The sequence below is a fragment of the Vibrio sp. CB1-14 genome (genome assembly GCF_040412085.2).
Taxonomy (GTDB): Bacteria; Pseudomonadota; Gammaproteobacteria; order Enterobacterales; family Vibrionaceae; genus Vibrio; species Vibrio chaetopteri.
The window spans coordinates 3,260,850-3,287,418 of sequence record NZ_CP115920.1 but is presented as its reverse complement, the minus strand read 5'-3'; the positions used below and the strand labels follow the sequence as shown (position 1 = coordinate 3,287,418).

General features: G+C 48.5%; 11 protein-coding genes, 3 tRNA genes, 6 rRNA genes, 2 pseudogenes and 1 riboswitch. Of the genes and pseudogenes, 12 read left to right on the top strand and 10 right to left on the bottom strand.

Annotated elements, in window-relative coordinates; all coding sequences use genetic code 11:
* Positions 1–50: 50 nt before the first annotated feature.
* The 9 genes from PG915_RS14920 (at position 51) to PG915_RS14880 (ending at position 10,949) form a co-directional block, all read left to right on the top strand.
* A 16S ribosomal RNA gene (locus tag PG915_RS14920) occupies positions 51–1,601 on the top strand.
* A 390-nt stretch (positions 1,602–1,991) separates the two neighbouring features.
* Positions 1,992–4,876, top strand: a 23S ribosomal RNA gene (locus PG915_RS14915).
* A 127-nt stretch (positions 4,877–5,003) separates the two neighbouring features.
* Positions 5,004–5,120 (top strand): 5S ribosomal RNA (rrf, locus tag PG915_RS14910).
* A gap of 422 nt (positions 5,121–5,542) precedes the next feature.
* Positions 5,543–7,094, top strand: a 16S ribosomal RNA gene (locus PG915_RS14905).
* Between the two features lie 67 nt (positions 7,095–7,161).
* A tRNA-Ile gene (locus tag PG915_RS14900) sits at positions 7,162–7,238 on the top strand.
* 41 nt (positions 7,239–7,279) lie between these two features.
* Positions 7,280–7,355: transfer RNA gene (locus PG915_RS14895), tRNA-Ala, on the top strand.
* Positions 7,356–7,705: 350 nt separating this feature from the next.
* Positions 7,706–10,588 (top strand): 23S ribosomal RNA (locus tag PG915_RS14890).
* A gap of 127 nt (positions 10,589–10,715) precedes the next feature.
* Positions 10,716–10,832: ribosomal RNA gene (gene rrf / locus PG915_RS14885) — 5S ribosomal RNA — on the top strand.
* Together the 16S, 23S and 5S rRNA genes with 3 tRNA genes alongside form the textbook arrangement of a ribosomal RNA operon.
* A gap of 40 nt (positions 10,833–10,872) precedes the next feature.
* Positions 10,873–10,949 (top strand) — tRNA-Asp (locus PG915_RS14880).
* Between the two features lie 245 nt (positions 10,950–11,194).
* Here PG915_RS14880 and lysC read toward each other — a convergent pair.
* Positions 11,195–12,544 carry a lysine-sensitive aspartokinase 3 gene (gene lysC, locus PG915_RS14875; RefSeq protein WP_353497215.1) on the bottom strand — a complete coding sequence of 450 codons (1,350 nt, stop codon included), beginning with the start codon at positions 12,542–12,544 and terminating at the stop codon, positions 11,195–11,197.
* A gap of 100 nt (positions 12,545–12,644) precedes the next feature.
* A riboswitch (Lysine riboswitch) is annotated at positions 12,645–12,819 on the bottom strand.
* 215 nt (positions 12,820–13,034) lie between these two features.
* On the opposite strand from lysC, the pseudogene PG915_RS14870 reads away from it, so the two are divergent.
* Positions 13,035–14,155 (top strand): annotated as a pseudogene (locus PG915_RS14870) (pyridoxal-phosphate-dependent aminotransferase family protein).
* Positions 14,156–14,260: 105 nt separating this feature from the next.
* On the opposite strand, the pseudogene PG915_RS14865 reads toward PG915_RS14870, so the two are convergent.
* The 3 genes and pseudogenes from PG915_RS14865 to pepA all read right to left on the bottom strand — a co-directional run bounded on the left by PG915_RS14865 (position 14,261) and on the right by pepA (position 19,253).
* A pseudogene (locus tag PG915_RS14865) lies at positions 14,261–17,118 on the bottom strand (valine--tRNA ligase).
* A gap of 98 nt (positions 17,119–17,216) precedes the next feature.
* Positions 17,217–17,672 (bottom strand): DNA polymerase III subunit chi, encoded by a 456-nt coding sequence (locus PG915_RS14860; RefSeq protein ID WP_353497214.1) that lies wholly within the window; start codon positions 17,670–17,672, stop codon positions 17,217–17,219.
* Positions 17,673–17,744: 72 nt separating this feature from the next.
* A complete protein-coding gene (gene pepA / locus PG915_RS14855; RefSeq protein WP_353497213.1) occupies positions 17,745–19,253 on the bottom strand; it encodes a leucyl aminopeptidase in 1,509 nt (502 codons plus the stop codon).
* 191 nt (positions 19,254–19,444) lie between these two features.
* On the opposite strand from pepA, the gene lptF reads away from it, so the two are divergent.
* Entirely contained in the window at positions 19,445–20,563 is a 1,119-nt protein-coding gene (gene lptF, locus PG915_RS14850; protein WP_353497212.1) for an LPS export ABC transporter permease LptF, read from the top strand.
* A 2-nt stretch (positions 20,564–20,565) separates the two neighbouring features.
* Positions 20,566–21,636, top strand: a complete 1,071-nt coding sequence (gene lptG / locus PG915_RS14845; protein ID WP_353497211.1) for an LPS export ABC transporter permease LptG — start codon at positions 20,566–20,568, stop codon at positions 21,634–21,636.
* 33 nt (positions 21,637–21,669) lie between these two features.
* Here lptG and mgtE read toward each other — a convergent pair whose 3' ends face one another.
* The 6 genes from mgtE to PG915_RS14815 all read right to left on the bottom strand — a co-directional run bounded on the left by mgtE (position 21,670) and on the right by PG915_RS14815 (position 26,539).
* Positions 21,670–23,028 carry a magnesium transporter gene (mgtE, locus tag PG915_RS14840; protein ID WP_353497210.1) on the bottom strand — a complete coding sequence of 453 codons (1,359 nt, stop codon included), beginning with the start codon at positions 23,026–23,028 and terminating at the stop codon, positions 21,670–21,672.
* Between the two features lie 123 nt (positions 23,029–23,151).
* Positions 23,152–23,427, bottom strand: coding sequence for an HPr family phosphocarrier protein (locus tag PG915_RS14835; RefSeq protein ID WP_112478598.1), 276 nt, complete (start codon positions 23,425–23,427; stop codon positions 23,152–23,154).
* Positions 23,428–23,435: 8 nt separating this feature from the next.
* The gene (rapZ, locus tag PG915_RS14830) at positions 23,436–24,293 is read right to left on the bottom strand and encodes an RNase adapter RapZ (RefSeq protein ID WP_353497209.1); all 858 of its coding nucleotides are present in this window, start codon (positions 24,291–24,293) and stop codon (positions 23,436–23,438) included.
* 18 nt (positions 24,294–24,311) lie between these two features.
* The gene (gene ptsN, locus PG915_RS14825) at positions 24,312–24,758 is read right to left on the bottom strand and encodes a PTS IIA-like nitrogen regulatory protein PtsN (protein WP_353497208.1); all 447 of its coding nucleotides are present in this window, start codon (positions 24,756–24,758) and stop codon (positions 24,312–24,314) included.
* A 1-nt stretch (position 24,759) separates the two neighbouring features.
* A complete protein-coding gene (hpf, locus tag PG915_RS14820; RefSeq protein WP_353497207.1) occupies positions 24,760–25,047 on the bottom strand; it encodes a ribosome hibernation promoting factor in 288 nt (95 codons plus the stop codon).
* Positions 25,048–25,072: 25 nt separating this feature from the next.
* Positions 25,073–26,539 carry an RNA polymerase factor sigma-54 gene (locus tag PG915_RS14815; RefSeq protein WP_353497206.1) on the bottom strand — a complete coding sequence of 489 codons (1,467 nt, stop codon included), beginning with the start codon at positions 26,537–26,539 and terminating at the stop codon, positions 25,073–25,075.
* Positions 26,540–26,569: the final 30 nt, after the last annotated feature.

The window sequence follows — 26,569 nt, the reverse complement described above, 5'->3', positions numbered from 1 at the left end:
GAGTAAGGATGAGTTTTGAAGTCAGTATTCATTGAGCCGAACAAAATCTTAAATTGAAGAGTTTGATCATGGCTCAGATTGAACGCTGGCGGCAGGCCTAACACATGCAAGTCGAGCGGAAACGAGTTAACTGACCCTTCGGGTGACGTTAACGGCGTCGAGCGGCGGACGGGTGAGTAATGCCTGGGAATATGCCTTGATGTGGGGGATAACCATTGGAAACGATGGCTAATACCGCATAATGCCTTCGGGTCAAAGAGGGGGATCTTCGGACCTCTCGCGTCAAGATTAGCCCAGGTGGGATTAGCTAGTTGGTGAGGTAATGGCTCACCAAGGCGACGATCCCTAGCTGGTCTGAGAGGATGATCAGCCACACTGGAACTGAGACACGGTCCAGACTCCTACGGGAGGCAGCAGTGGGGAATATTGCACAATGGGCGCAAGCCTGATGCAGCCATGCCGCGTGTGTGAAGAAGGCCTTCGGGTTGTAAAGCACTTTCAGTCGTGAGGAAGGTGGTGTAGTTAATAGCTGCATTATTTGACGTTAGCGACAGAAGAAGCACCGGCTAACTCCGTGCCAGCAGCCGCGGTAATACGGAGGGTGCGAGCGTTAATCGGAATTACTGGGCGTAAAGCGCATGCAGGTGGTTCGTTAAGTCAGATGTGAAAGCCCGGGGCTCAACCTCGGAACTGCATTTGAAACTGGCGGACTAGAGTACTGTAGAGGGGGGTAGAATTTCAGGTGTAGCGGTGAAATGCGTAGAGATCTGAAGGAATACCGGTGGCGAAGGCGGCCCCCTGGACAGATACTGACACTCAGATGCGAAAGCGTGGGGAGCAAACAGGATTAGATACCCTGGTAGTCCACGCCGTAAACGATGTCTACTTGGAGGTTGTGGCCTTGAGCCGTGGCTTTCGGAGCTAACGCGTTAAGTAGACCGCCTGGGGAGTACGGTCGCAAGATTAAAACTCAAATGAATTGACGGGGGCCCGCACAAGCGGTGGAGCATGTGGTTTAATTCGATGCAACGCGAAGAACCTTACCTACTCTTGACATCCAGAGAACTTAGCAGAGATGCTTTGGTGCCTTCGGGAACTCTGAGACAGGTGCTGCATGGCTGTCGTCAGCTCGTGTTGTGAAATGTTGGGTTAAGTCCCGCAACGAGCGCAACCCTTATCCTTGTTTGCCAGCGAGTAATGTCGGGAACTCCAGGGAGACTGCCGGTGATAAACCGGAGGAAGGTGGGGACGACGTCAAGTCATCATGGCCCTTACGAGTAGGGCTACACACGTGCTACAATGGCGCATACAGAGGGCGGCCAACTTGCGAAAGTGAGCGAATCCCAAAAGTGCGTCGTAGTCCGGATTGGAGTCTGCAACTCGACTCCATGAAGTCGGAATCGCTAGTAATCGTGGATCAGAATGCCACGGTGAATACGTTCCAGGCCTTGTACACACCGCCCGTCACACCATGGGAGTGGGCTGCAAAAGAAGTGGGTAGTTTAACCTTCGGGAGGACGCTCACCACTTTGTGGTTCATGACTGGGGTGAAGTCGTAACAAGGTAGCCCTAGGGGAACCTGGGGCTGGATCACCTCCTTATACGAATAGATTATTGCGATGAGTGTTCACACAGATTGATTGGTTTTTATTGATAAAGACGAAAGAGCTTTAATTAATGTTTAGTCATTGATTAAAGCTTTTTGCTTTAAGCTCTTTAACAATTTGGAAAGCTGACGAATAACATTTGATTAATGTTATTCATTTAAAAGTTCTCAAATCCTAGATGATTTAATCATTTAGGTACCAACACACATTCAAGTGTTCTTGGAAGTGACGAAAGTCCACTTTTGCCTCTGCTTTTTCTTAAAAGCGGAAACAAAGAGTTATTTGAGTCCGGCAAAATCGAGTCTGCACATGTATAAAAATGCAGACAACTTTGGTTGTTTAACGACAATCTCGAGGTTTCTTTGAAACTCTTTGGGGTTGTATGGTTAAGTGACTAAGCGTACACGGTGGATGCCTTGGCAGTCAGAGGCGATGAAAGGCGTAATAACTTGCGATAAGCTCAGATTAGGTAGTAATAACCTTTGAGTCTGAGATTCCTGAATGGGGAAACCCACCTACATAAGTAGGTATCGCTGAGTGAATACATAGCTCAGCGAGGCGAACCGGGGGAACTGAAACATCTAAGTACCCCGAGGAAGAGAAATCAACCGAGATTCCGAAAGTAGCGGCGAGCGAAATTGGATTAGCCCTTAAGCTTTTAATGAGACAGACGAAGGCTCTGGAAAGTGCCGCAGTAAAGGGTGATAGCCCCGTAGTCGACATCTCATCATCAGTGAAATCGAGTAGGGCGGGACACGTGATATCCTGTCTGAATATGGGAAATTCATCCTCCAAGGCTAAATACTACTGACTGACCGATAGTGAACCAGTACCGTGAGGGAAAGGCGAAAAGAACCCCTGTGAGGGGAGTGAAATAGAACCTGAAACCGTGTACGTACAAGCAGTAGGAGCACCTTCGTGGTGTGACTGCGTACCTTTGTATAATGGGTCAGCGACTTATATTCAGTGGCAAGGTTAACCGTTTAGGGGAGCCGTAGGGAAACCGAGTCTTAACTGGGCGTTCAGTCTCTGGATATAGACCCGAAACCAGGTGATCTAGCCATGGGCAGGTTGAAGGTTGAGTAACATCAACTGGAGTGATCGAACCGACTAATGTTGAAAAATTAGCGGATGACTTGTGGCTAGGGGTGAAAGGCCAATCAAACCTGGAGATAGCTGGTTCTCCCCGAAATCTATTTAGGTAGAGCCTCGGACGAATACTACTGGGGGTAGAGCACTGTTAAGGCTAGGGGTCATCCCGACTTACCAACCCTTTGCAAACTCCGAATACCAGTAAGTACTATCCGGGAGACACACGGCGGGTGCTAACGTCCGTCGTGGAGAGGGAAACAACCCAGACCGCCAGCTAAGGTCCCAAATTATAGCTAAGTGGGAAACGATGTGGGAAGGCTTAGACAGCTAGGATGTTGGCTTAGAAGCAGCCATCATTTAAAGAAAGCGTAATAGCTCACTAGTCGAGTCGGCCTGCGCGGAAGATGTAACGGGGCTAAGCTATAAACCGAAGCTGCGGCAATGACTTAGGTCATTGGGTAGGGGAGCGTTCTGTAAGCCGTTGAAGGTGGACTGTAAGGTCTGCTGGAGGTATCAGAAGTGCGAATGCTGACATGAGTAACGATAATGGGGTGAAAACCTCCACGCCGGAAGACCAAGGGTTCCTGTCCAACGTTAATCGGGGCAGGGTGAGTCGACCCCTAAGGCGAGGCCGAAAGGCGTAGTCGATGGGAAACGGGTTAATATTCCCGTACTTCTTACAATTGCGATGGGGGGACGGAGAAGGCTAGGTGGGCCTGGCGACGGTTGTCCAGGTTCAAGTGCGTAGGCTTGAGAGTTAGGTAAATCCGGCTCTCTTTAAGGCTGAGACACGATGTCGAGCTACTACGGTAGTGAAGTCATTGATGCCATGCTTCCAGGAAAAGCCTCTAAGCTTCAGATTGTAAGGAATCGTACCCCAAACCGACACAGGTGGTCGGGTAGAGAATACCAAGGCGCTTGAGAGAACTCGGGTGAAGGAACTAGGCAAAATGGTACCGTAACTTCGGGAGAAGGTACGCTCCTCGCGGTGAAGTCCCTTGCGGATGGAGCTATGGGGAGTCGCAGATACCAGGTGGCTGCAACTGTTTATTAAAAACACAGCACTGTGCAAAATCGTAAGATGACGTATACGGTGTGACGCCTGCCCGGTGCCGGAAGGTTAATTGATGGGGTTAGACTTAGGTCGAAGCTCTTGATCGAAGCCCCGGTAAACGGCGGCCGTAACTATAATCGGTCCTAAGGTAGCGAAATTCCTTGTCGGGTAAGTTCCGACCTGCACGAATGGCGTAATGATGGCCACGCTGTCTCCACCCGAGACTCAGTGAAATTGAAATCGCTGTGAAGATGCAGTGTACCCGCGGCTAGACGGAAAGACCCCGTGAACCTTTACTACAGCTTGGCACTGAACATTGACCCTACATGTGTAGGATAGGTGGGAGGCTTTGAAACGAGTACGCCAGTATTCGTGGAGCCGTCCTTGAAATACCACCCTTGTAGTGTTGATGTTCTAACGTTAGCTCTTTATCGGGGCTGCGGACAGTGCCTGGTGGGTAGTTTGACTGGGGCGGTCTCCTCCCAAAGAGTAACGGAGGAGCACGAAGGTGGGCTAAACACGGTTGGACATCGTGTGGTTAGTGCAATGGCATAAGCCCGCTTGACTGCGAGAATGACAATTCGAGCAGGTGCGAAAGCAGGTCATAGTGATCCGGTGGTTCTGAATGGAAGGGCCATCGCTCAACGGATAAAAGGTACTCCGGGGATAACAGGCTGATACCGCCCAAGAGTTCATATCGACGGCGGTGTTTGGCACCTCGATGTCGGCTCATCACATCCTGGGGCTGAAGTCGGTCCCAAGGGTATGGCTGTTCGCCATTTAAAGTGGTACGCGAGCTGGGTTTAGAACGTCGTGAGACAGTTCGATTCCTATCTGCCGTGGGCGTTGGAAGATTGAAGGGGGCTGCTCCTAGTACGAGAGGACCGGAGTGGACGAACCTCTGGTGTTCGGGTTGTCATGCCAATGGCATTGCCCGGTAGCTAAGTTCGGAATCGATAACCGCTGAAAGCATCTAAGCGGGAAGCGAGCCCTGAGATGAGTCTTCCCTGGCACTTTAAGTGTCCTAAAGGGTTGTTCGAGACTAGAACGTTGATAGGCAGGGTGTGTAAGCGTTGTGAGGCGTTGAGCTAACCTGTACTAATTGCCCGTGAGGCTTAACCATACAACACCCAAAGGGTTTTGATTGGACTCAAAGCAAGAACAAATTGAATGTGTAGAGAACGCATTAACAGCTTTCCGAATTTATTGTTTTCAGATTTTCAGAAAATCTGAAGGCAAAACAGAATTTGCTTGGCGACCATAGCGTTGTGGACCCACCTGATTTCCATGCCGAACTCAGAAGTGAAACGCAATAGCGCCGATGGTAGTGTGGGGCTTCCCCATGTGAGAGTAGGACATCGCCAGGCTCCTATTTATTTTCACTTTTTTGAAAAGTGAAGACAAAAGGTTCGCACTTGCTTATTTAATAAGCAAGTCACCATAGAGTTCTAAAGTTTCTTAGAATTTTATGTTGACTTTCAAAGTGAGAAGCGTATTATACGCACCTCGCTGACGCACTAAGGTGTTGAAAGCAAAGCTCTTTAACAATATAAACCTATCAATCTGTGTGGGCACTCGTTGATGATAATCAAATTAGATACCTCGGTATCAAATTAGGTTTTCAATGAACTGAGTGACCAATCGAGATTACTTTCTTGTAAAAGAACTTAGTCTTGGCACAGTCAATTCATTATCGTTCTGTTGGAACGATAATAGCTTTAAAATTACTTCTTACTTTTGAGTAAGGATGAGTTTTGAAGTCAGTATTCATTGAGCCGAACAAAATCTTAAATTGAAGAGTTTGATCATGGCTCAGATTGAACGCTGGCGGCAGGCCTAACACATGCAAGTCGAGCGGAAACGAGTTAACTGACCCTTCGGGTGACGTTAACGGCGTCGAGCGGCGGACGGGTGAGTAATGCCTGGGAATATGCCTTGATGTGGGGGATAACCATTGGAAACGATGGCTAATACCGCATAACGCCTTCGAGTCAAAGAGGGATCTTCGGACCTCTCGCGTCAAGATTAGCCCAGGTGGGATTAGCTAGTTGGTGAGGTAATGGCTCACCAAGGCGACGATCCCTAGCTGGTCTGAGAGGATGATCAGCCACACTGGAACTGAGACACTGGTCCAGACTCCTACGGGAGGCAGCAGTGGGGAATATTGCACAATGGGCGCAAGCCTGATGCAGCCATGCCGCGTGTGTGAAGAAGGCCTTCGGGTTGTAAAGCACTTTCAGTCGTGAGGAAGGTGGTGTAGTTAATAGCTGCATCATTTGACGTTAGCGACAGAAGAAGCACCGGCTAACTCCGTGCCAGCAGCCGCGGTAATACGGAGGGTGCGAGCGTTAATCGGAATTACTGGGCGTAAAGCGCATGCAGGTGGTTCGTTAAGTCAGATGTGAAAGCCCGGGGCTCAACCTCGGAACTGCATTTGAAACTGGCGGACTAGAGTACTGTAGAGGGGGGTAGAATTTCAGGTGTAGCGGTGAAATGCGTAGAGATCTGAAGGAATACCGGTGGCGAAGGCGGCCCCCTGGACAGATACTGACACTCAGATGCGAAAGCGTGGGGAGCAAACAGGATTAGATACCCTGGTAGTCCACGCCGTAAACGATGTCTACTTGGAGGTTGTGGCCTTGAGCCGTGGCTTTCGGAGCTAACGCGTTAAGTAGACCGCCTGGGGAGTACGGTCGCAAGATTAAAACTCAAATGAATTGACGGGGGCCCGCACAAGCGGTGGAGCATGTGGTTTAATTCGATGCAACGCGAAGAACCTTACCTACTCTTGACATCCAGAGAACTTAGCAGAGATGCTTTGGTGCCTTCGGGAACTCTGAGACAGGTGCTGCATGGCTGTCGTCAGCTCGTGTTGTGAAATGTTGGGTTAAGTCCCGCAACGAGCGCAACCCTTATCCTTGTTTGCCAGCGAGTAATGTCGGGAACTCCAGGGAGACTGCCGGTGATAAACCGGAGGAAGGTGGGGACGACGTCAAGTCATCATAGCTCTTACGAGTAGGGCTACACACGTGCTACAATGGCGCATACAGAGGGCGGCCAACTTGCGAAAGTGAGCGAATCCCAAAAAGTGCGTCGTAGTCCGGATTGGAGTCTGCAACTCGACTCCATGAAGTCGGAATCGCTAGTAATCGTGGATCAGAATGCCACGGTGAATACGTTCCCGGGCCTTGTACACACCGCCCGTCACACCATGGGAGTGGGCTGCAAAAGAAGTGGGTAGTTTAACCTTCGGGAGGACGCTCACCACTTTGTGGTTCATGACTGGGGTGAAGTCGTAACAAGGTAGCCCTAGGGGAACCTGGGGCTGGATCACCTCCTTATACGAATAGATTATTGCGATGAGTGTTCACACAGATTGATTAGGTTTATGAATTAAAGACGATGCTTGGGTCTGTAGCTCAGGTGGTTAGAGCGTTCGCCTGATAAGCGAGAGGTCGGTGGTTCAAGTCCACTCAGACCCACCAATCTTCCTCCCAGATGATTGGCGATAAGCATCAACACTGATGGGGCTATAGCTCAGCTGGGAGAGCGCCTGCCTTGCACGCAGGAGGTCTGCGGTTCGATCCCGCATAGCTCCACCATCTTTAAGTGTTTTCTCTTTGAGAATATTTAAAAATGGTTTCTTTCTTTAACTAGAAAGCAAATCTCGTTCTTTAACAATTTGAAAGCTGACGAATAACATTTGATTAATGTTATTCATTTAAAAGTTCTCAAATCCTAGATGATTTAATCATTTAGGTACCAACACACATTCAAGTGTTCTTGGAAGTGACGAAAGTCCACTTTTTGCCTCTGCTTTTTCTTAAAAAGCGGAAACAAAGAGTTATTTGAGTCCGGCAAAATCGAGTCTGCATCATGTATAAAAATTGCAGACAACTTTGGTTGTTTAACGACAATCTCGAGGTTTCTTTGAAACTCTTTGGGGTTGTATGGTTAAGTGACTAAGCGTACACGGTGGATGCCTTGGCAGTCAGAGGCGATGAAAGGCGTAATAACTTGCGATAAGCCCAGATTAGGTAGTAATAACCTTTGAGTCTGGGATTCCTGAATGGGGAAACCCAACTGCATAAGCAGTTATCGCTGAGTGAATACATAGCTCAGCGAGGCGAACCGGGGAACTGAAACATCTAAGTACCCCGAGGAAGAGAAATCAACCGAGATTCCGAAAGTAGCGGCGAGCGAAATTGGATTAGCCCTTAAGCTTTTAATGAGACAGACGAAGGCTCTGGAAAGTGCCGCAGTAAAGGGTGATAGCCCCGTAGTCGACATCTCATCATCAGTGAAATCGAGTAGGGCGGGACACGTGATATCCTGTCTGAATATGGAAAATTCATCCTCCAAGGCTAAATACTACTGACTGACCGATAGTGAACCAGTACCGTGAGGGAAAGGCGAAAAGAACCCCTGTGAGGGGAGTGAAATAGAACCTGAAACCGTGTACGTACAAGCAGTAGGAGCACCTTCGTGGTGTGACTGCGTACCTTTTGTATAATGGGTCAGCGACTTATATTCAGTGGCAAGGTTAACCGTTTAGGGGAGCCGTAGGGAAACCGAGTCTTAACTGGGCGTTCAGTCTCTGGATATAGACCCGAAACCAGGTGATCTAGCCATGGGCAGGTTGAAGGTTGAGTAACATCAACTGGAGGACCGAACCGACTAATGTTGAAAAATTAGCGGATGACTTGTGGCTAGGGGTGAAAGGCCAATCAAACCTGGAGATAGCTGGTTCTCCCCGAAATCTATTTAGGTAGAGCCTCGGACGAATACTACTGGGGGTAGAGCACTGTTAAGGCTAGGGGTCATCCCGACTTACCAACCCTTTGCAAACTCCGAATACCAGTAAGTACTATCCGGGAGACACACGGCGGGTGCTAACGTCCGTCGTGGAGAGGGAAACAACCCAGACCGCCAGCTAAGATCCCAAATTATAGCTAAGTGGGAAACGATGTGGGAAGGCTTAGACAGCTAGGATGTTGGCTTAGAAGCAGCCATCATTTAAAGAAAGCGTAATAGCTCACTAGTCGAGTCGGCCTGCGCGGAAGATGTAACGGGGCTAAGCTATAAACCGAAGCTGCGGCAATGACTTAGGTCATTGGGTAGGGGAGCGTTCTGTAAGCCGTTGAAGGTGGACTGTAAGGTCTGCTGGAGGTATCAGAAGTGCGAATGCTGACATGAGTAACGATAATGGGGGTGAAAACCTCCACGCCGGAAGACCAAGGGTTCCTGTCCAACGTTAATCGGGGCAGGGTGAGTCGACCCCTAAGGCGAGGCCGAAAGGCGTAGTCGATGGGAAACGGGTTAATATTCCCGTACTTCTTACAATTGCGATGGGGGACGGAGAAGGCTAGGTAGCCTGGCGACGGTTGTCCAGGTTCAAGTGCGTAGGCTTGAGAGTTAGGTAAATCCGGCTCTCTTTAAGGCTGAGACACGATGTCGAGCTACTACGGTAGTGAAGTCATTGATGCCATGCTTCCAGGAAAAGCCTCTAAGCTTCAGATTGTAAGGAATCGTACCCCAAACCGACACAGGTGGTCGGGTAGAGAATACCAAGGCGCTTGAGAGAACTCGGGTGAAGGAACTAGGCAAAATGGTACCGTAACTTCGGGAGAAGGTACGCTCCTCGCGGTGAAGTCCCTTGCGGATGGAGCTATGGGGAGTCGCAGATACCAGGTGGCTGCAACTGTTTATTAAAAACACAGCACTGTGCAAAATCGTAAGATGACGTATACGGTGTGACGCCTGCCCGGTGCCGGAAGGTTAATTGATGGGGTTAGACTTAGGTCGAAGCTCTTGATCGAAGCCCCGGTAAACGGCGGCCGTAACTATAACGATCCTAAGGTAGCGAAATTCCTTGTCGGGTAAGTTCCGACCTGCACGAATGGCGTAATGATGGCCACGCTGTCTCCACCCGAGACTCAGTGAAATTGAAATCGCTGTGAAGATGCAGTGTACCCGCGGCTAGACGGAAAGACCCCGTGAACCTTTACTACAGCTTGGCACTGAACATTGACCCTACATGTGTAGGATAGGTGGGAGGCTTTGAAACGAGTACGCCAGTATTCGTGGAGCCGTCCTTGAAATACCACCCTTGTAGTGTTGATGTTCTAACGTTGACCTCTTATCGGGGCTGCGGACAGTGCCTGGTGGGTAGTTTGACTGGGGCGGTCTCCTCCCAAAGAGTAACGGAGGAGCACGAAGGTGGGCTAAACACGGTTGGACATCGTGTGGTTAGTGCAATGGCATAAGCCCGCTTGACTGCGAGAATGACAATTCGAGCAGGTGCGAAAGCAGGTCATAGTGATCCGGTGGTTCTGAATGGAAGGGCCATCGCTCAACGGATAAAAGGTACTCCGGGGATAACAGGCTGATACCGCCCAAGAGTTCATATCGACGGCGGTGTTTGGCACCTCGATGTCGGCTCATCACATCCTGGGGCTGAAGTCTGGTCCCAAGGGTATGGCTGTTCGCCATTTAAAGTGGTACGCGAGCTGGGTTTAGAACGTCGTGAGACAGTTCGATTCCTATCTGCCGTGGGCGTTGGAAGATTGAAGGGGCTGCTCCTAGTACGAGAGTGACCGGAGTGGACGAACCTCTGGTGTTCGGGTTGTCATGCCAATGGCATTGCCCGGTAGCTAAGTTCGGAATCGATAACCGCTGAAAGCATCTAAGCGGGAAGCGAGCCCTGAGATGAGTCTTCCCTGGCACTTTAAGTGTCCTAAAGGGTTGTTCGAGACTAGAACGTTGATAGGCAGGGTGTGTAAGCGTTGTGAGGCGTTGAGCTAACCTGTACTAATTGCCCGTGAGGCTTAACCATACAACACCCAAAGGGTTTTGATTGGACTCAAAGCAAGAACAAATTGAATGTGTAGAGAACGCATTAACAGCTTTCCGGATTTATTGTTTTCAGATTTTCAGAAAATCTGAAGGCAAAACAGAATTTGCTTGGCGACCATAGCATTGTGGACCCACCTGATTTCCATGCCGAACTCAGAAGTGAAACGCAATAGCGCCGATGGTAGTGTGGGGTTTCCCCATGTGAGAGTAGGACATCGCCAGGCTTTGAATTTTGGACACTTGCAATAGCAAGTATGCCACTGCGGAGTGGTAGTTCAGTTGGTTAGAATACCGGCCTGTCACGCCGGGGGTCGCGGGTTCGAGTCCCGTCCACTCCGCCACTTATTAGAAAACCCGATGCGAAAGCATCGGGTTTTCTATTATCTAAAATTTGGTTGCTTCCTTTTTAAAGGAAGTCGAGTCCCGGTTGATGGCAACCCCCGCCACTCCGCCACTTATACTAAGCCCTAGACTGGGCGTCCCCGTCGAAAGACTAGGGCTTTTTTACGTCTTTAGCTTTTTGAAGCTCAATCCAATAGATGCAAAAAAGGCGGTATTTCTACCGCCTTTGTTTAATGTTTATCGTCTATTCAAACAAATCTTCGTGCAATGCTTTTACTGCATCCTTCGCTTCGCCTTCGTCTAGAAGGAAGCAAAGGTTGTGAGGGCTAGCGCCGTAGCAAATCATGCGGATATTTAAGCTGTCTAGAGTATCGAATACTTCCGCTGCCGAGCCTTTGGTTTCGCTCATGTTGTTGCCGATTAGTGCAACAAGGCTGAGCCCTTGTTTTACTTCAACAGTACAAAGCTGCTCCAGCTCTTGCTGTGCTTCAAGTGGGAGCTCTGGCGCGCCGCCACCGGTATCTGTTTGGTCAAGAGTCAACGAGACGCTGACTTCAGACGTCGTCACGAGATCTACAGAAATCTTGTGCTTGGCAAGCACAGTAAACACGTTTGCCAAGAAGCCATAGGCTTGGAACATGCGAGGGTTTCGCAGTGTTACCATGGTTTGGTTATTGCGTAGAGCTAGCGCGCGGAATAAAGGCGCGCTCTCTACCGTTTGTCGTACCCAAGTGCCGCCTTCTTGTGGCGCTTTTGATGAACCAACAAAGACTGGGATCTGGTGGCGAAGCGCTGGCAGTAGTGTTGAAGGGTGAAGAATTTTAGCACCGAAATTCGCCATCTCAGAGGCTTCACTGAAGCTGATCTCTGGGATTGGACGAGCGTTTGGTGCAATGCGTGGGTCAGTAGTGTAGATGCCTGGTACATCTGTCCAGATTTCCAGACCTGCAGCTTCTACTGCTTCAGCAATCAGTGCTGCGCTGTAATCACTACCGCCACGACCTAGTGTGGTAGTCTCGCCATCTTCATCTGAACCGATGAAGCCCTGCGTAACTACAACGTGTTGCTTGCAAAGCGGAACCAGCTTCTCGCTAGCTGCTGCTTTGGTCGCTTCGATATTGGGTTCTGCTTTTCCGTAATCACTGTCAGTCTTAAGCGCTTCACGAATATCAAAACGTACGGCATCTATGCCACGTTCTTGCATTAAGCGAGTAAGAATGTGCGTTGACATACGCTCGCCACATGCCACTAGGTGATCGGTCAGCTTTGGAGTAGCGGCAATGCATGCCGCTTCAGAAAGCGTCGCTACCTTTTCAATTAAAGCGTCAACACGCGCTTCAATAGAGCTGACGTCATTGAGCTTTGACATAATGTCAGTATGGATATCGCGAAGTTTGCTTATTAGCTCGGCACGATGAGTTTCGTCTTTAACGCCGTTAGCGAGCTCAACCAAGATGTTGGTCACGCCTGAGCAAGCGCTACTCACCACCAATTTGGTTTGCGGGTTATTTTCGATGATTTCGGCACAACGGCTCATGGCTTCGAAGTTGGCGACGCTTGTTCCGCCAAATTTAGCTACATTGAATGCGCTCACAGTGTTTCTCCAGGACTTCCAGTTTAAAGTTTAAGGTTGGTAACCCAACATCCGATGTTTGAAGAGAGAAATAGAGCAGAGGAATCTGAATATTAGAATAGACCTCAGAAGCTCTTCACCAAATATTGGTGACAGTTAAAGGGATTCAGCCCGTTTAACCGACAAACTAAATCCGACAATTTTAGTTCATCTCGGCACTGCTCCCCATGAGTGAATTGTATTGAAGTTGCGGCTTCACAAATCACTTGCCTGGGCAATGCTCCTCTTCCGCTGTAGTATCGAGAACGTCAATGAAAACGATTGGCTACAGATAGTGTGTTTATTCAACGTTTTTGCGTGTCAAAAGTCAATGGATGTTTATGCATTTCACATGAAAAACTTGAGTGGTTGGATGTTGCAAAAATGTTGTTTTTTCGCCATTGTAGATCGCATTAACGTCCAACGTGATGTTTTTCCCAACAACTACAATAACCTAATAGGATAACTGTCCATGACCATTTCAAGCTTTGTGCCCCCCTCACCGAACCCTAATGGGACCTGGCCCCATCTGATATCTATCCGCAAGTATTGCAAGCATTGAGCCGTCCAACGATTGGCCACCTTGACCCGCTATTTATCGGTATGATGGATGAGCTGAAAGTGCTGCTAAAATATGCATTCCAAACTGAGAACGAGTTTACAATCGCGGTTTCTGCTCCCGGTAGTGCAGGCATGGAGACTTGCTTTGTAAACTTAGTCGAGCCAGGTGATAAGGTTATCGTGTGCCGCAATGGTGTGTTTGGTGAGCGCATGCGTGAAAATGTGGTTCGCTGCGGCGGCGAGCCGATTGTTGTGGATGATGAGTGGGGAGCACCTGTTTCGGTGTCTAAAGTCGAACAGGCGATTGCTGAACATCCCGATGCGAAGATCCTTTCGTTTGTGCATGCTGAAACCTCTACAGGCGCAGTGAGTGATGCGAAGGTGCTAGGTGCGCTTGCTAAGCAGCACAACATGCTATCTATCGTGGATGCAGTGACCTCGCTCGGTGGTGTGCCGCTTTTAGTCGATGAGTGGCAGTTGGATGCAGTGTACTCTGGTAGCCAGAAGTGCCTCTCTTGTGTTCCTGGTTTGTCACCAGTAACTCTGTCCCCTGCAGCTATTGAAGTGATTAAGTCTCGACGAGCACCTGTTCAGAGTTGGTTCTTGGATCAGAGCTTGGTGTTAGGTTACTGGAGTGGGGAAGGTAAGCGCAGTTATCATCACACGGCGCCAGTAAACAGCCTTTACGCGCTTCATGAGTCATTGGTACTTTTGAAAAACGAAGGTCTAGAGGATGCATGGCAGCGCCATAAAGATATGCATATGCTGCTGCGTTAAGGGTTGGAAAACCTAGGTCTGAGCTTTGTGGTTGAAGAGAAAAGTCGTCTACCACAACTTAATGCTGTCTATCTTCCAGAAGGCGTGGATGATGCCGCAGTAAGATCGCAGCTTTTAGAAGAATACAACCTTGAGATCGGTGCGGGTCTTGGTGCGCTCGCAGGAAAAGCATGGCGTATCGGCTTGATGGGTTATGGAGCCAGAAGAGAGAACGTTGCGCTTTGTTTGAAGGCGCTTGAGACTGTGTTGAAGTAGTCTTTGTAACTCTAGATAACTGACGTCAAACCCTGTCCACTGACGTTGAAAACAAAAAAAGCCGAGAGTATTACCACTCTCGGCTTATGTTTTTAGGTTTACTAATTATAGCGCAGCAATAGTTTGCTTTTGCTCTTCAAGTTTAACTAGCGTTTCTTTGTAGCCTTCTAGCTTCTCACGCTCTTTAGCAACAACCGCTTCAGGCGCTTTTGCCACGAAGCCTTCGTTGCCTAGCTTACCTTCGATACGCTTGATCTCGCCTTGAGTTTTAGCGATCTCTTTCGCTAGACGATCTAGCTCGGCATCTTTGTCGATCAGACCTGCCATTGGGATCATCAGCTCTGATTTACCAACCAGTGCGGTTGCACATGCTGGTGTCTCTTCGCCTTCTGCCAGTACCTTGATGCCTTCTAGTTTAGCAAGCGAAGCGAGTACTGCTTTATTTGCTTCTAGGCGCGATGCGTCTTTCTCATCAGCAACTTTTAGCATCACGTCCAGACCTTTGCTTGGTGCAATGTCGTATTCTGCACGAAGGTTACGGATGCTAGTGATGAATGCTTTCACCCACTCGATGTCATCAAGCGCTTCTTGGTTGAAGTTAGCTTCTTCAAACTGAGGCAGAGCTTGAAGCATAATTGTGTCGCCTTCAACACCGTCTACTAGCGGCTTCACGCTTTGCCAGATAGTTTCAGTGATGTATGGCAGTACTGGATGAGCTAGACGAAGCGTCTTCTCAAGTACCGTGATCAGCGTTCGACGCGTACCACGTTGCTGAGCTTCGTTGCCTTTCCAAAGAACCGGCTTCGTGAGCTCTAGGTACCAGTCACAGAATTGGTTCCAGATGAACTCATAGATAGTGTTCGCTGCCATGTCTAGACGGTAGTTGTCTAGGTGAGCGTTAAACTCTTTTGCTGCTAGCTCAAACTGAGATTCGATCCACTTGTCTGCTAGTGAATACTCGATGTCACCTTCGCCGAAGCCACAATCTTGGTCTTCAGTGTTCATCAGTACGTAACGGCTTGCATTCCACAGCTTGTTACAGAAGTTACGGTAACCTTCAAGACGCTTCATATCCCAGTTGATATCGCGACCGGTAGATGCCATTGCTGCTAGGGTAAAGCGAAGTGCGTCAGTACCGTAAGGTTCAATGCCATCTTCGAATGTCTTACGAGTGTTCTTCTCGATTTTCTTCGCTAGTTGAGGCTGCATCATGTTACCAGTGCGCTTCTCAACCAAAGACTCTAGGTCAATACCATCAATCATATCGATTGGGTCAAGTACGTTACCTTTCGACTTAGACATCTTGTCGCCGTTCTCGTCACGGATTAGGCCCGTAACGTAAACCGTCTTAAATGGTACTTGTGGCTTACCATTTTCATCTTTACAGAAGTGCATGGTCATCATGATCATGCGTGCAACCCAGAAGAAGATGATGTCGAAACCGGTGACCAGTACATCTGACGGGTGGAAAGTTTTCAGATCATCTGTATTTTCTGGCCAGCCTTGTGTGCCGAATGTCCAAAGTGCTGAAGAGAACCAGGTATCCAGTACATCGTCGTCTTGGCGCAGCACGACAACAGGAGCTAGACCGTTCTTCTCACGAACTTCTTCTTCAGTGCGACCTACGTAGACATTACCGTCATTGTCGTACCATGCAGGGATACGGTGACCCCACCATAGCTGACGAGAGATACACCAGTCTTGAATGTCGCGCATCCAAGAGAAGTACATGTTTTCGTATTGCTTAGGTACGAACTGGATTTCGCCGTCTTCAACCGCTTTGGTCGCTGTTTCAGCAAGAGGTGCAGTGCGAACGTACCATTGGTCAGTTAGCATTGGCTCGATAACCACGCCGCCACGGTCACCATAAGGGACTGTTAGGTCGTGATCTTTGATCTCTTCAAGAAGACCCAGTTCTTCTAACTCTGCCACGATTGCTTTACGAGCAGCAAAGCGCTCCATGCCGTGGTATTTCGCAGGAAGCTCTGTTGCGTATGCATCGCATGCTTCACCGTTGGTGTTAAACACTTCAGCGGCGTCACGAATATTCGCATCGAAGGTTAGGATGTTGATCATCGGTAGTTGATGACGTTTACCTACTTCGTAGTCATTGAAGTCGTGTGCTGGCGTGATCTTCACACAACCCGTGCCTTTTTCCATATCGGCATGCTCATCACCCACGATAGGGATGCGGCGATCAACGATAGGAAGCAGGATTTCTTTGCCGATAAGATCTTTGTAGCGTGGATCTTCTGGGTTTACGGCAACACCAGTATCACCCAGCATGGTTTCTGGACGAGTGGTTGCAACAACGATGTAGTCTTTGCCTTCAGTGGTTTTAACGCCATCCGCTAGTGGGTAGCGGAAGTGCCACATGTGGCCTTTTTGTCTTTGTTTTCTACTTCTAGATCTGAGATTGCAGTGTGCAGTTTTGGATCCCAGTTAACCAGACGCTTACCGCGGTAGATGAGATCGTCTTCGTATAGGCGAACAAATACTTCTTGAACGGCGTTCGACAGGCCGTCATCCATAGTAAAGCGCTCACGATCCCAGTCTACAGAAGCACCTAGGCGACGAAGCTGTTTGGTGATAGTGCCACCAGACTCGCCTTTCCATTCCCAGATTTTGTCGATGAACGCATCACGACCGTAATCGTGCTTAGTTTTACCTTCTTCAGCAGCAATCTTGCGCTCAACTACCATTTGCGTTGCGATACCAGCGTGGTCGGTACCTACCTGCCAAAGCGTGTTTTTGCCTTTCATGCGCTCAGCACGGATCAGAGTATCCATGATGGTATCTTGGAAAGCGTGACCCATGTGTAAGCTACCAGTGACGTTCGGTGGCGGGATCATGATGCTGTATGATTCTTTAGATGTGTCACCGTGTGGCTTAAAGTAGCCTTTCTCTTCCCAAGCTTGGTACAGAGCTTGTTCGATAGATTGTGGGTTATATGTCTTTTCCATAGCTTTCTGGATACTTACTTTAATCTGTGAAAGAAATTTGCCAAACCTTATAAATAAACGCAGATAGAATCACGCTTACTTATAAGGATTGACCTTGATTAGGATTCTGAATGTTGAATCTCAATGGTTTGTAGCTGATAGCCCGCTTGACGGTAAATTTTATACCTTTCTCGCGCAACTTGCTTAGCTTTTTCTTCGCAAGGGACGAAGTCTACCACTTGACCAAAGGAGTTCGCAAAGGTTGCGTGACTATTGGCCATATTTATTACCAATTGACGGTTCCAGCTGGGTTTAAGGCCCTCAAAACCAATTTCAACAGGCGTGCCATTCTTGGGACCTTCGCCCACCAAATTATGAGCGATGAACTGCTCTGGTGAGACTTGCCAGAAGAGTTCCGCTACCGCTTCCGCGTGCTGTCTATCGGTGCAATTGATGTAGAGTTTGGCACCTTGCCCTACGAAATGACGACTGAGAAAGTGCACATAAGCAAACCAGCCTTGCTGTGTCGCTTGTTCGGAGTCTTCTCCAATAATGTAGAATGTTGCAGTATTCATATCGTGACTTCTGTATACAAAAGAGTTGCTGGTGCCCAAAACTAAAAAAGGGCCTTGCGGCCCTTTTTTTGATTACTCTTCAGTCTCTTGGCCACTGCGGTTAAGCAAGAATTGGACAAGCATTGAGACTGGACGGCCGGTAGAGCCTTTCGCTTTACCCGACTTCCATGCTGTACCCGCGATATCTAGATGAGCCCAGTGGTACTTCTTCGCAAATCGCGATAGGAAGCAGCCAGCTGTAATAGTGCCGCCAGGACGACCGCCGATGTTTGCCATGTCTGCAAACGGGCTTGCTAGCTGTTCTTGGTACTCGTCAGCCATAGGTAGACGCCAAGCGCGGTCACCCGCTTGCTCAGAAGCATTAACTAGCTCGTGAGAAAGTGGGTTGTGGTTAGAGATAACGCCGCTGATGTGGTGACCTAGAGCGATCACACAAGCGCCTGTTAGCGTAGCCACGTCAACCACACACTCTGGCTCATAGCGCTCTACATACGTCAGTGCGTCACACAGTACCAGGCGGCCTTCTGCGTCAGTGTTTAGCACTTCAACCGTTTGACCTGACATGGTAGTTAGGATGTCGCCTGGACGGTAAGCGTTGCTACCTGGCATGTTTTCACAGCCCGCAAGGATACCAATAACATTGATAGGCAGGTTTAGCTTCGCAAGTGCTTTCATGGTACCCATTACAGATGCCGCACCACACATGTCGTACTTCATCTCATCCATGCCCTCACCAGGCTTAAGTGAGATACCGCCTGAATCGAAAGTCAAACCTTTACCAACCAAAACAATCGGCTTTGCTTCGGACTCTGGGTTGCCCTTGTACTCCATGATAGACATCATAGATTCATTTTTAGAGCCACGACCTACCGCTAGGTAAGAGGTCATGCCCAGTTTTTCCATCTCTTGCTCACCGATGATCTTAGTCGTTACGGTTTCGTAATCATCTGCGAGACGACGAGCTTGAGAAGCAAGGTAAGCTGGATTCGCAATGTTTGGTGGCATGTTGCCAAGATCTTTGGATGTTTTCACGCCTGATGCAATCGCTAGACCGTGGGCAATCGCTTTTTCGCCTAGGTTTAGTTCACGGCGAGTTGGTACGTTAAATACCAGTTTGCGAAGTGGACGGCGAGTTTCTGGCTTGCTGCTCTTAAATTGATCGAAGGTATAAAGACCATCTTTGGTCGCTTCCACAGCCTGACGCACTTTCCAATACGTGTCGCGGCCTTTAACGTGAAGCTCAGTCAGGAAGCAAACGGCTTCCATTGAACCTGTTTCGTTCAGCGTGCTGATGGTTTTTTGGATAATTTCTTTGTATTGACGCTCGCCAAGCTCGCGTTCTTTACCACAACCAACAAGAAGCACACGCTCCGACAGTACTCCAGGTACTTGGTGCAAAAGAAGCATTTGGCCTGGCTTACCCTCAAGGTCGCCACGGCGAAGCAGTGAGCTGATATAGCCATCACTGATTTTGTCCAGTTGCTCTGCAACTGGAGAGAGACGACGTGGCTCAAAAACGCCAACTACGATGCAAGCACTGCGCTGCTTCTCTGGGCTGCCACTTTTTACACTAAACTCCATGCGTACTCCTACATCCTAAAGACAAATAGAACTAAATGTTAGATAATCGATTATTAGTGTTTGAATTTTATGTGCCAGTTCGGCCTATAATCTAAAGATAAGAATCGATCAAAAAAGTAAAAAATAAAAGGTTTATCCGAAAACTATAGCGATTCAATCAAAAAAACAAGTTTTGTATAGGTGTTTTCACTGTGATTATTGTTAGATATTTGATCAGAGAAACAGTTAAGAGCCAATTAGCTATCTTTTTAGTGCTCTTTCTCGTGTTTTTCAGTCGTCAATTTATCCAAGTGCTTGCTGATGCGTCGGATGGAGATATTCCCGCCGGGTTGATTATGACGTTGGCGGGGATCAGCATGCCAACCATGGGGCTGTTAATGTTCCCACTGAGTATCTATATCGGTATTTTGGTGACATTTGGCCGTCTTTACGCCGAGAGTGAAATCACGGTCATGAACGCGACCGGCATTGGTAATAAATTTTTGATCCGTGCGGCGATGTATCTGGCGGTGATCACTACGTCTTTAGCGGCATTTAATGCATTTTGGCTAGCACCTTGGACTCAAGAGCAAGAAGTGCAGATCCGTGAAAAACTGGCTTCGGAAAACTCAGTTGAGCTCATTCAAACGGGTAGCTTCCAGCGCACGCCAGATGGTTCTTCTGTGGTGTTTATCGACGATATTCGTGATCGTAAACTCGATAACGTATTTGTCGCGCAGCTTAGTCCGAGAGATTCAGTGTTGCCGAGCGTGATTGCTGCTCAATCCGGCGAAGTGAAAGAGTTGAGCGATGGCAGGCAGGTTATCGCTTTGTATGACGGTACGCGTTATGAAGGCGTGCCTACACGGCTAGAGTATATGATAACGGAGTTTTCTGAGTATGAAGGGGTGATTGGCCAGCGTGAAGTGCAGCCAAGAGGTCGTTCATGGATGGCGATTCCAACGCTGGATTTGCTCTCTGATCCCGCGCCTAAAGCGCAAGCAGAGCTTCATTGGAGACTATCCCTGGTGGTGTGTATTCCATTGCTGACCATGCTGGTGGTACCGCTGTCAGCGGTGAACCCAAGGCAAAGTAAGTTTGCCAAGATGGGGCCGGCGATATTCGTTTATTTCGCTTACTTTATGGCGATCAGTGCGATGAAATCGGCACTAGAAGATGGCGCATTCCCAACCTACATTGGTCTGTGGCCGGTGAATTTTGCCTTGTTGGTCGCAGCGATTAGTGTCAATACTTGGGATACCGTACCTGTGAGACGAGTCCGAGAAAAGTGGCGTCGCAAAAGACGCGGTAAGCCGCAAGAGGTAGCGTAAACGTGTTTCGAATTTTAGATGTCTATGTTGGCAGAACCATTATTACCACTATCTTGTTGGTACTGTCGGTGTTTGTTGGTTTGTCGGCGGTGATCAAGTTTGTCGAGCAGCTGCGCTCTGTTGGTGAAGGTAGCTATGACATGCTGGCGGCCATGTACTTTGTACTGCTAGGTATGCCACGTGATGTGGAGCTGTTCTTCTCCATGGCTGCGCTGCTTGGCTCGCTTATTGGTCTTGGTATGTTGGCCAGTAGCTCTGAGCTTGTGGTCATGCAGGCAGCGGGCATTTCCAAAATGCGCATCGGCTTTTCGGTGCTAAAGACCGCAGTACCTTTAATGCTCGCGGTGATGGCGCTTGGAGAGTGGGGTGCTCCTACCACCCAGCAAATGGCTCGTGATCTAAGGATGCAGTCTATTACTGGGGGCAGTATTGTCTCAGTGCGAAATGGGGTTTGGGCGCGCGATGCCAATGACTTTATATTTATTTCTAAGGTTGATGGCGAATCTATTTATGGCTTGAATCTGTGGCGCTTCGATACTGATAAGCACTTGGTGACAACAATATACGCCGATCGCGCAGACTATCTGGGTAATAACAGTTGGCAGATGCACGACATTCAGGTGACGGACATGTCTGACAGCGTCGTACTGAGTAAAGAGACCATCGATAGCCAAGAGTGGCAAACATCGCTAGTGCCTGACAAGTTAGCGATTGTGACGGTTGATCTAAATGAGCTGCCGTTGAGTGGACTTTGGGATTACACCCAATACCTAAAAGACTCTGAGCAAGATGCGTCACGCTATGAACTGGCCTTTTGGCGTAAGGCAACGCAGCCTATATCGGTGGCTGTAATGATGTTGATGGCGCTCTCTTTCGTCTTCGGTCCACTGCGCAGTGTGACTATGGGTGCGCGGATCTTATCGGGTGTAATAGCGGGTTTTACCTTCTATATTTCTAGTGAGTTCTTTGGTCCGGTGAGTTTGGTGTATGGCATGTCACCGCTGTTTGGTGCTCTGGGGCCGAGCCTAGTGTTCCTCACCATTGCATTGCTGTTGTTAAGAAGAAAGTTATAGATAAAAAAGAAGGCTCCGATGGAGCCTTCTTTTTTATGCAATCATGATAGTGGCGAGACCTAAGAATACCGAGAGGCCAACGACATCGGTGATGGTCGTCAGTGCCATACCTCCGGCTAGTGCTGGGTCGATGTTCATCTTCTTGAGTAGAATAGGGATAGTTACCCCTGCGACACCAGCAACAAGTAAGTTTGTCATCATCGCAGCTGAAATAATGCCGCCAAGCATCCAATCACCTTTCCATGCAACGACGATACCACCTATGATCAACGCCCAAAGGATCCCGTTAAGAAAACCTATCGCTGCTTCTTTTAAGAGTAACTCTCTACGGTTACTTTCGCCAATGTGACCCAATGCTAAGCCGCGGATCACCAGTGCCACTGTTTGGTTACCAGCGACACCACCCATAGATGGCACTATGGTCATCAATACTGCGATGGCGGCCATTTGCTCAAGAGTAGCCTCAAACATGTTGGACACCGAAGCAGCGGCAAGCGCAGCCAGTACATTAGCGCCAAGCCAAACACTGCGTCGTCTAGCGGATTTTACCACTGGAGCGAATGTGTCTTCGTCATCGTCCATCCCCGCCATGCTCATCATGGAGTGTTCAGCGTCTTCACGAATAATGTCGACTACGTCATCGATGGTAATGCGACCGACAAGGTGGTGGTCACTATCCACTACCGGTGCGGATACCCAGTCACGGCGTTCAAATAATGAGGCGACATCGGAATCGCTGGTTTCAACATGGATAGCTTCATCGGCGTCATCCATTACGTCACTGACTTTGATATCGGGTTGAGTAGTTAACAAAGTGGTCAGAGAAAGGTGACCAATCAGCATATCTTCTTCATCAATAACATAGAGCGCATCGGTAGCCTCTGGTAGCTCGCCTTTCATGCGCAGATAACGTAGAACTACATCGACATCAACATCACCACGAATGGTGATAACGTCGGTATTCATGATACCGCCGGCGGTATCCTCAGGATAAGAAAGGGCGGTCTCGACGCGCAAGCGATCTGCCGTGTCCATTTGCGATAGGACTTCACGGGAAACATCGTCAGGAAGGCTACGAAGGACATAAGCCACATCATCGGTGTCCATGCCTTCGGTCGCTTCAGCAAGCTTCTCTGGCGCCATTTTCGAGACTAAGGCATCTTTAACATCCTCGTTAAGTTCATCGAGGATTTCGCCGTAATCTTCAGGGTCAGTCAGCTGCCACAATACCTCACGGCTTTTGCGTGGTGAGGCCTCTAAAAGATGGGCAATATCTTCAGGCTCCATGTCCTGAAGTTGTCTACGAACGAATACGAAGCGGCCGTTTTCCAGCGCTTCTGTGACTTCTTGGAGGGTTTGGTGAGCTTGATCGAATTCTATTTGCTCTGCCATGGATGCCCCCTACACTCAACTGCTTGTTAATGTACTGAATAGTAGCCTAATTCTGCTTGTTAATTAATAACAAGTTATCAATGGCGAGAAAGTTTTTTGTCTGGAGTAGGCCAGGGAAGGAGGTTACTCGTCTTCGTCGAACCGGTGTTCGACCAAATCACAGACGGCATTGAGTGCTGCTTCAGCCTGAGAACCTGTTGCTTTGATGGTGATGTTCTCACCTTGCGCTGATTCAAGCATCAATAATCCCATCACGCTATCAGCTGTGGCTTCTTTCTGTTCGTGGTTACAGATGGTCACTGTTGCATCAAAGCTCTGCGCTAACTCAACCAGTTTGACCGCTGCGCGGGCGTGTAGACCAAGACGATTAAGAATAAGCACAGTGCGTGAGTGAGACATTGATGTTCCTATTGGTGTTTTTCGAGTGAAGCGTGACGGATTTTAACCTTATGGCCGAGCTGCTCAAAGTACTCTCCAATTTGCTGTGTAATGTACACTGAGCGGTGTTTGCCACCGGTACAGCCGATTGCCACGGTCAAATAACTGCGATTGTTCTTTTCGAGTAACGGAAGCCAGCGCTCGACAAAGCCTTGGATCTGCTGTCTGAGTTCAATCACATCTGGGTAGGATTCTAGAAATGATTTGATAGGCGCATCTAAGCCGGTCATTGGACGAAGTTCTGGTTGCCAGTGCGGGTTAGGTAAAAAGCGCACATCAAACACGTAGTCCGCGTCATTTGGCATACCGTATTTAAACCCGAAGGACTGAAATACCATTACTAGATCTTTCTTCTCTTGTCCTTCAATCTGAAAGCGAATGGTTTCACTCAGGTCATGAATAGACTGTTCGCTAGAGTCGATGACGAAATCGGCTTGTTCTTTGATCGGTGCGAGCAGTGTGTGCTCTAAATCGATCGCTTGCTCAAGAGAAAGTTTGTCTTCACGCTGCGACAGTGGGTGAATACGTCGCGTTTCACTATAGCGAGTAAGCAGCACAGACTTGCTGGCATCAAGAAACAGCAGCTTGACGTCATGCTTTAGCGAAAGCTGATCCAAAGTCAGTGATAGCTGAGCAAGATTTTTAGGTAGGTTTCTAATGTCGATACTCACTGCGACACTTTGCTGTGTGTCTTGGCTTGAATCAACAAATGGGCCGAGAAGGTCGACGGGAAGATTGTCGACGCAGTAGTAGCCAGAGTCTTCTAAGACTCGCAAGGCGACGCTTTTGCCAGCCCCTGAGTGTCCACTTACCACAACCAAACGCATGTCTGCTGGTTTCCTTGATCAGTGACTAACAATAATGTCGTAAAGCTCTTGATCGCTTTGAGCATTACGAAGTTGCTTTAGAACCGCCTTGTCGTTAAGACGCTCTGCCATGCAAGAGAGTGTTTTTAGATGCTCTTTACATTGTGCATCTGGCACAAGCAGAGCAAACATGAGATCGACAGGGCGATTATCGATAGCATCAAAGTCGACGGCATCTTGACATTGAAGCAATACCGCTACGGCTCTGTCGCTATCTTGCATACGAGCGTGCGGGATGGCGATACCATTGCCGATACCTGTGCTGCCGACTTTTTCTCGGCTCAGCATGCACTCGAACAGTTCTGTTGAGTTCTTTCCAGTATGCTGCGCGGCGATTTCGCTAATGATCTCAAGCGCGCGCTTTTTGCTCGTACAAGGGACTGCACTTTTGGTGCAGTCCAGTGTCAATACTTCACTTATTTGCATGTTAGTGATTACTTAACTTTTCTTTGTGCTTATTCAGTTGTCTGGTCAGTTTGTCTACTAACGAGTCAATTGCAGCGTACATACTCTCATCATTGGAGGCTGCGTGAATTTCAGCTTGATTTACGTGGAGCGTAGCTTCGGCGATCTGGTCTAATTTTTCAACTTTTAAAACTACATGAATGTTGTTTATATGCTCAAAAAAGCGCTCGAGCTTCTGAAATTTACTGTGAACGTAGTCTTGCATTGACTCAGTGAGATCAACATGGTGGCCTGTAATTTGAATTTGCATAGACTTTCCTTCTTAGTTAATGACCTTAGAGTAGGCGTTTACGCTGACTGGATGGGGCGATGCCCAACGATTCACGGTATTTCGCTATGGTTCGCCTAGCGACCTGAATTCCTTGGTCAGCGAGTTGAGCTGCGATTTTACTATCGCTCAATGGCTTGGCTGGGTTTTCCACAGCAACAAGCTTCTTGATTAGGGCACGTATAGCGGTTGACGAGCATTCTCCACCATTGTCGGTCGACACATGGCTTGAGAAGAAATATTTGAGCTCGAAGATGCCGCGTGGTGTATGCATATACTTTTGTGTTGTCACACGCGAGATGGTGGATTCATGCATGTCGACCGCGAGTGCAACGTCGTTTAGCACCATTGGCTTCATCGCTTCTTCGCCATATTCGAAGAAATCATGCTGATGTTCCACAATACACTTAGCCACTTTTAATAGGGTTTCATTCCGGCTTTCGAGGCTTTTGATTAGCCATTTCGCTTCTTGAAGGTTAGAGCGAATGTATTGGCTGTCTGCACTGTTGCCGGTACCTAGCTGAGCATACTGCTGATTGACCTTTAGCCTAGGCACACTATCTGGGTTGATCTGCACTACCCATTTACCACGGTCTTTGAACACCGATACATCAGGCACTACATATTCGGTTTCATCTGGGGTGATCTTACTGCCAGGGCGTGGGTCAAGTTGCTGAATCAGCTTCATGACTTCACGTAGTTCCGCTTCTTTAAGTTTGGTCTCTTTAATCACCAACTTGTAGTCACGGTTACCTAACTGGTCAATATGGTGAGTAAGGACTAACTTGGCCTCGGCAAGCCATGGCGTATCTTCAGGGAAGGTCGCAAGTTGTAGCAGTAAGCAGTCTTGAAGGTTGAGAGATGCAATGCCTAGAGGGTCAAATTGCTGAATGCGTTTGCGTACAGCCTCGACTTCATCGAGCTCAACGTCTTCAATATCGACACTTTCTAAAATTTCTTCGCAAGAGAGTGTCAGGTAGCCGTAGTCGTCTACAGCATCAATGATGGCTAGAGCAATGGCGCGATCGGTTTCCGTAAAGGGGGTTAAATCGAGTTGCCACACCAAGTAGTCTTGTAGTGACTGAGTGGTTTCACCCTGATAAATGGGCATGTCATCGTCGACGGCAATGCCGGTATTACCAGTGTTAGCGCTGTAGACATCGTCCCACGTGGTATCCATTTCTAGCTCGTTGGAGATCTCTGATTTTTCAATTTGATCAGAGCTGTCCTTAAGCTCAGGCTCACTGATTATTTCTGCAGTTGGGCTCTCATCTTTGTTCTCAGCAGTGGGCTTGTCGTCATTGCTTACCTCTTCGGCAGATTCTTCAACGTCGAGAAGTGGGTTTGAGTCCAGCGCTTCTTGGATCTCTTGTTGCAAATCAAGCGTCGACAATTGCAGTAAGCGAATTGCTTGCTGCAGCTGTGGCGTCATTGCTAACTGTTGACCTAGCTTGAGTTGTAATGAGGGTTTCATGCAGTGTTATGAGCCTATTATTAATATTGT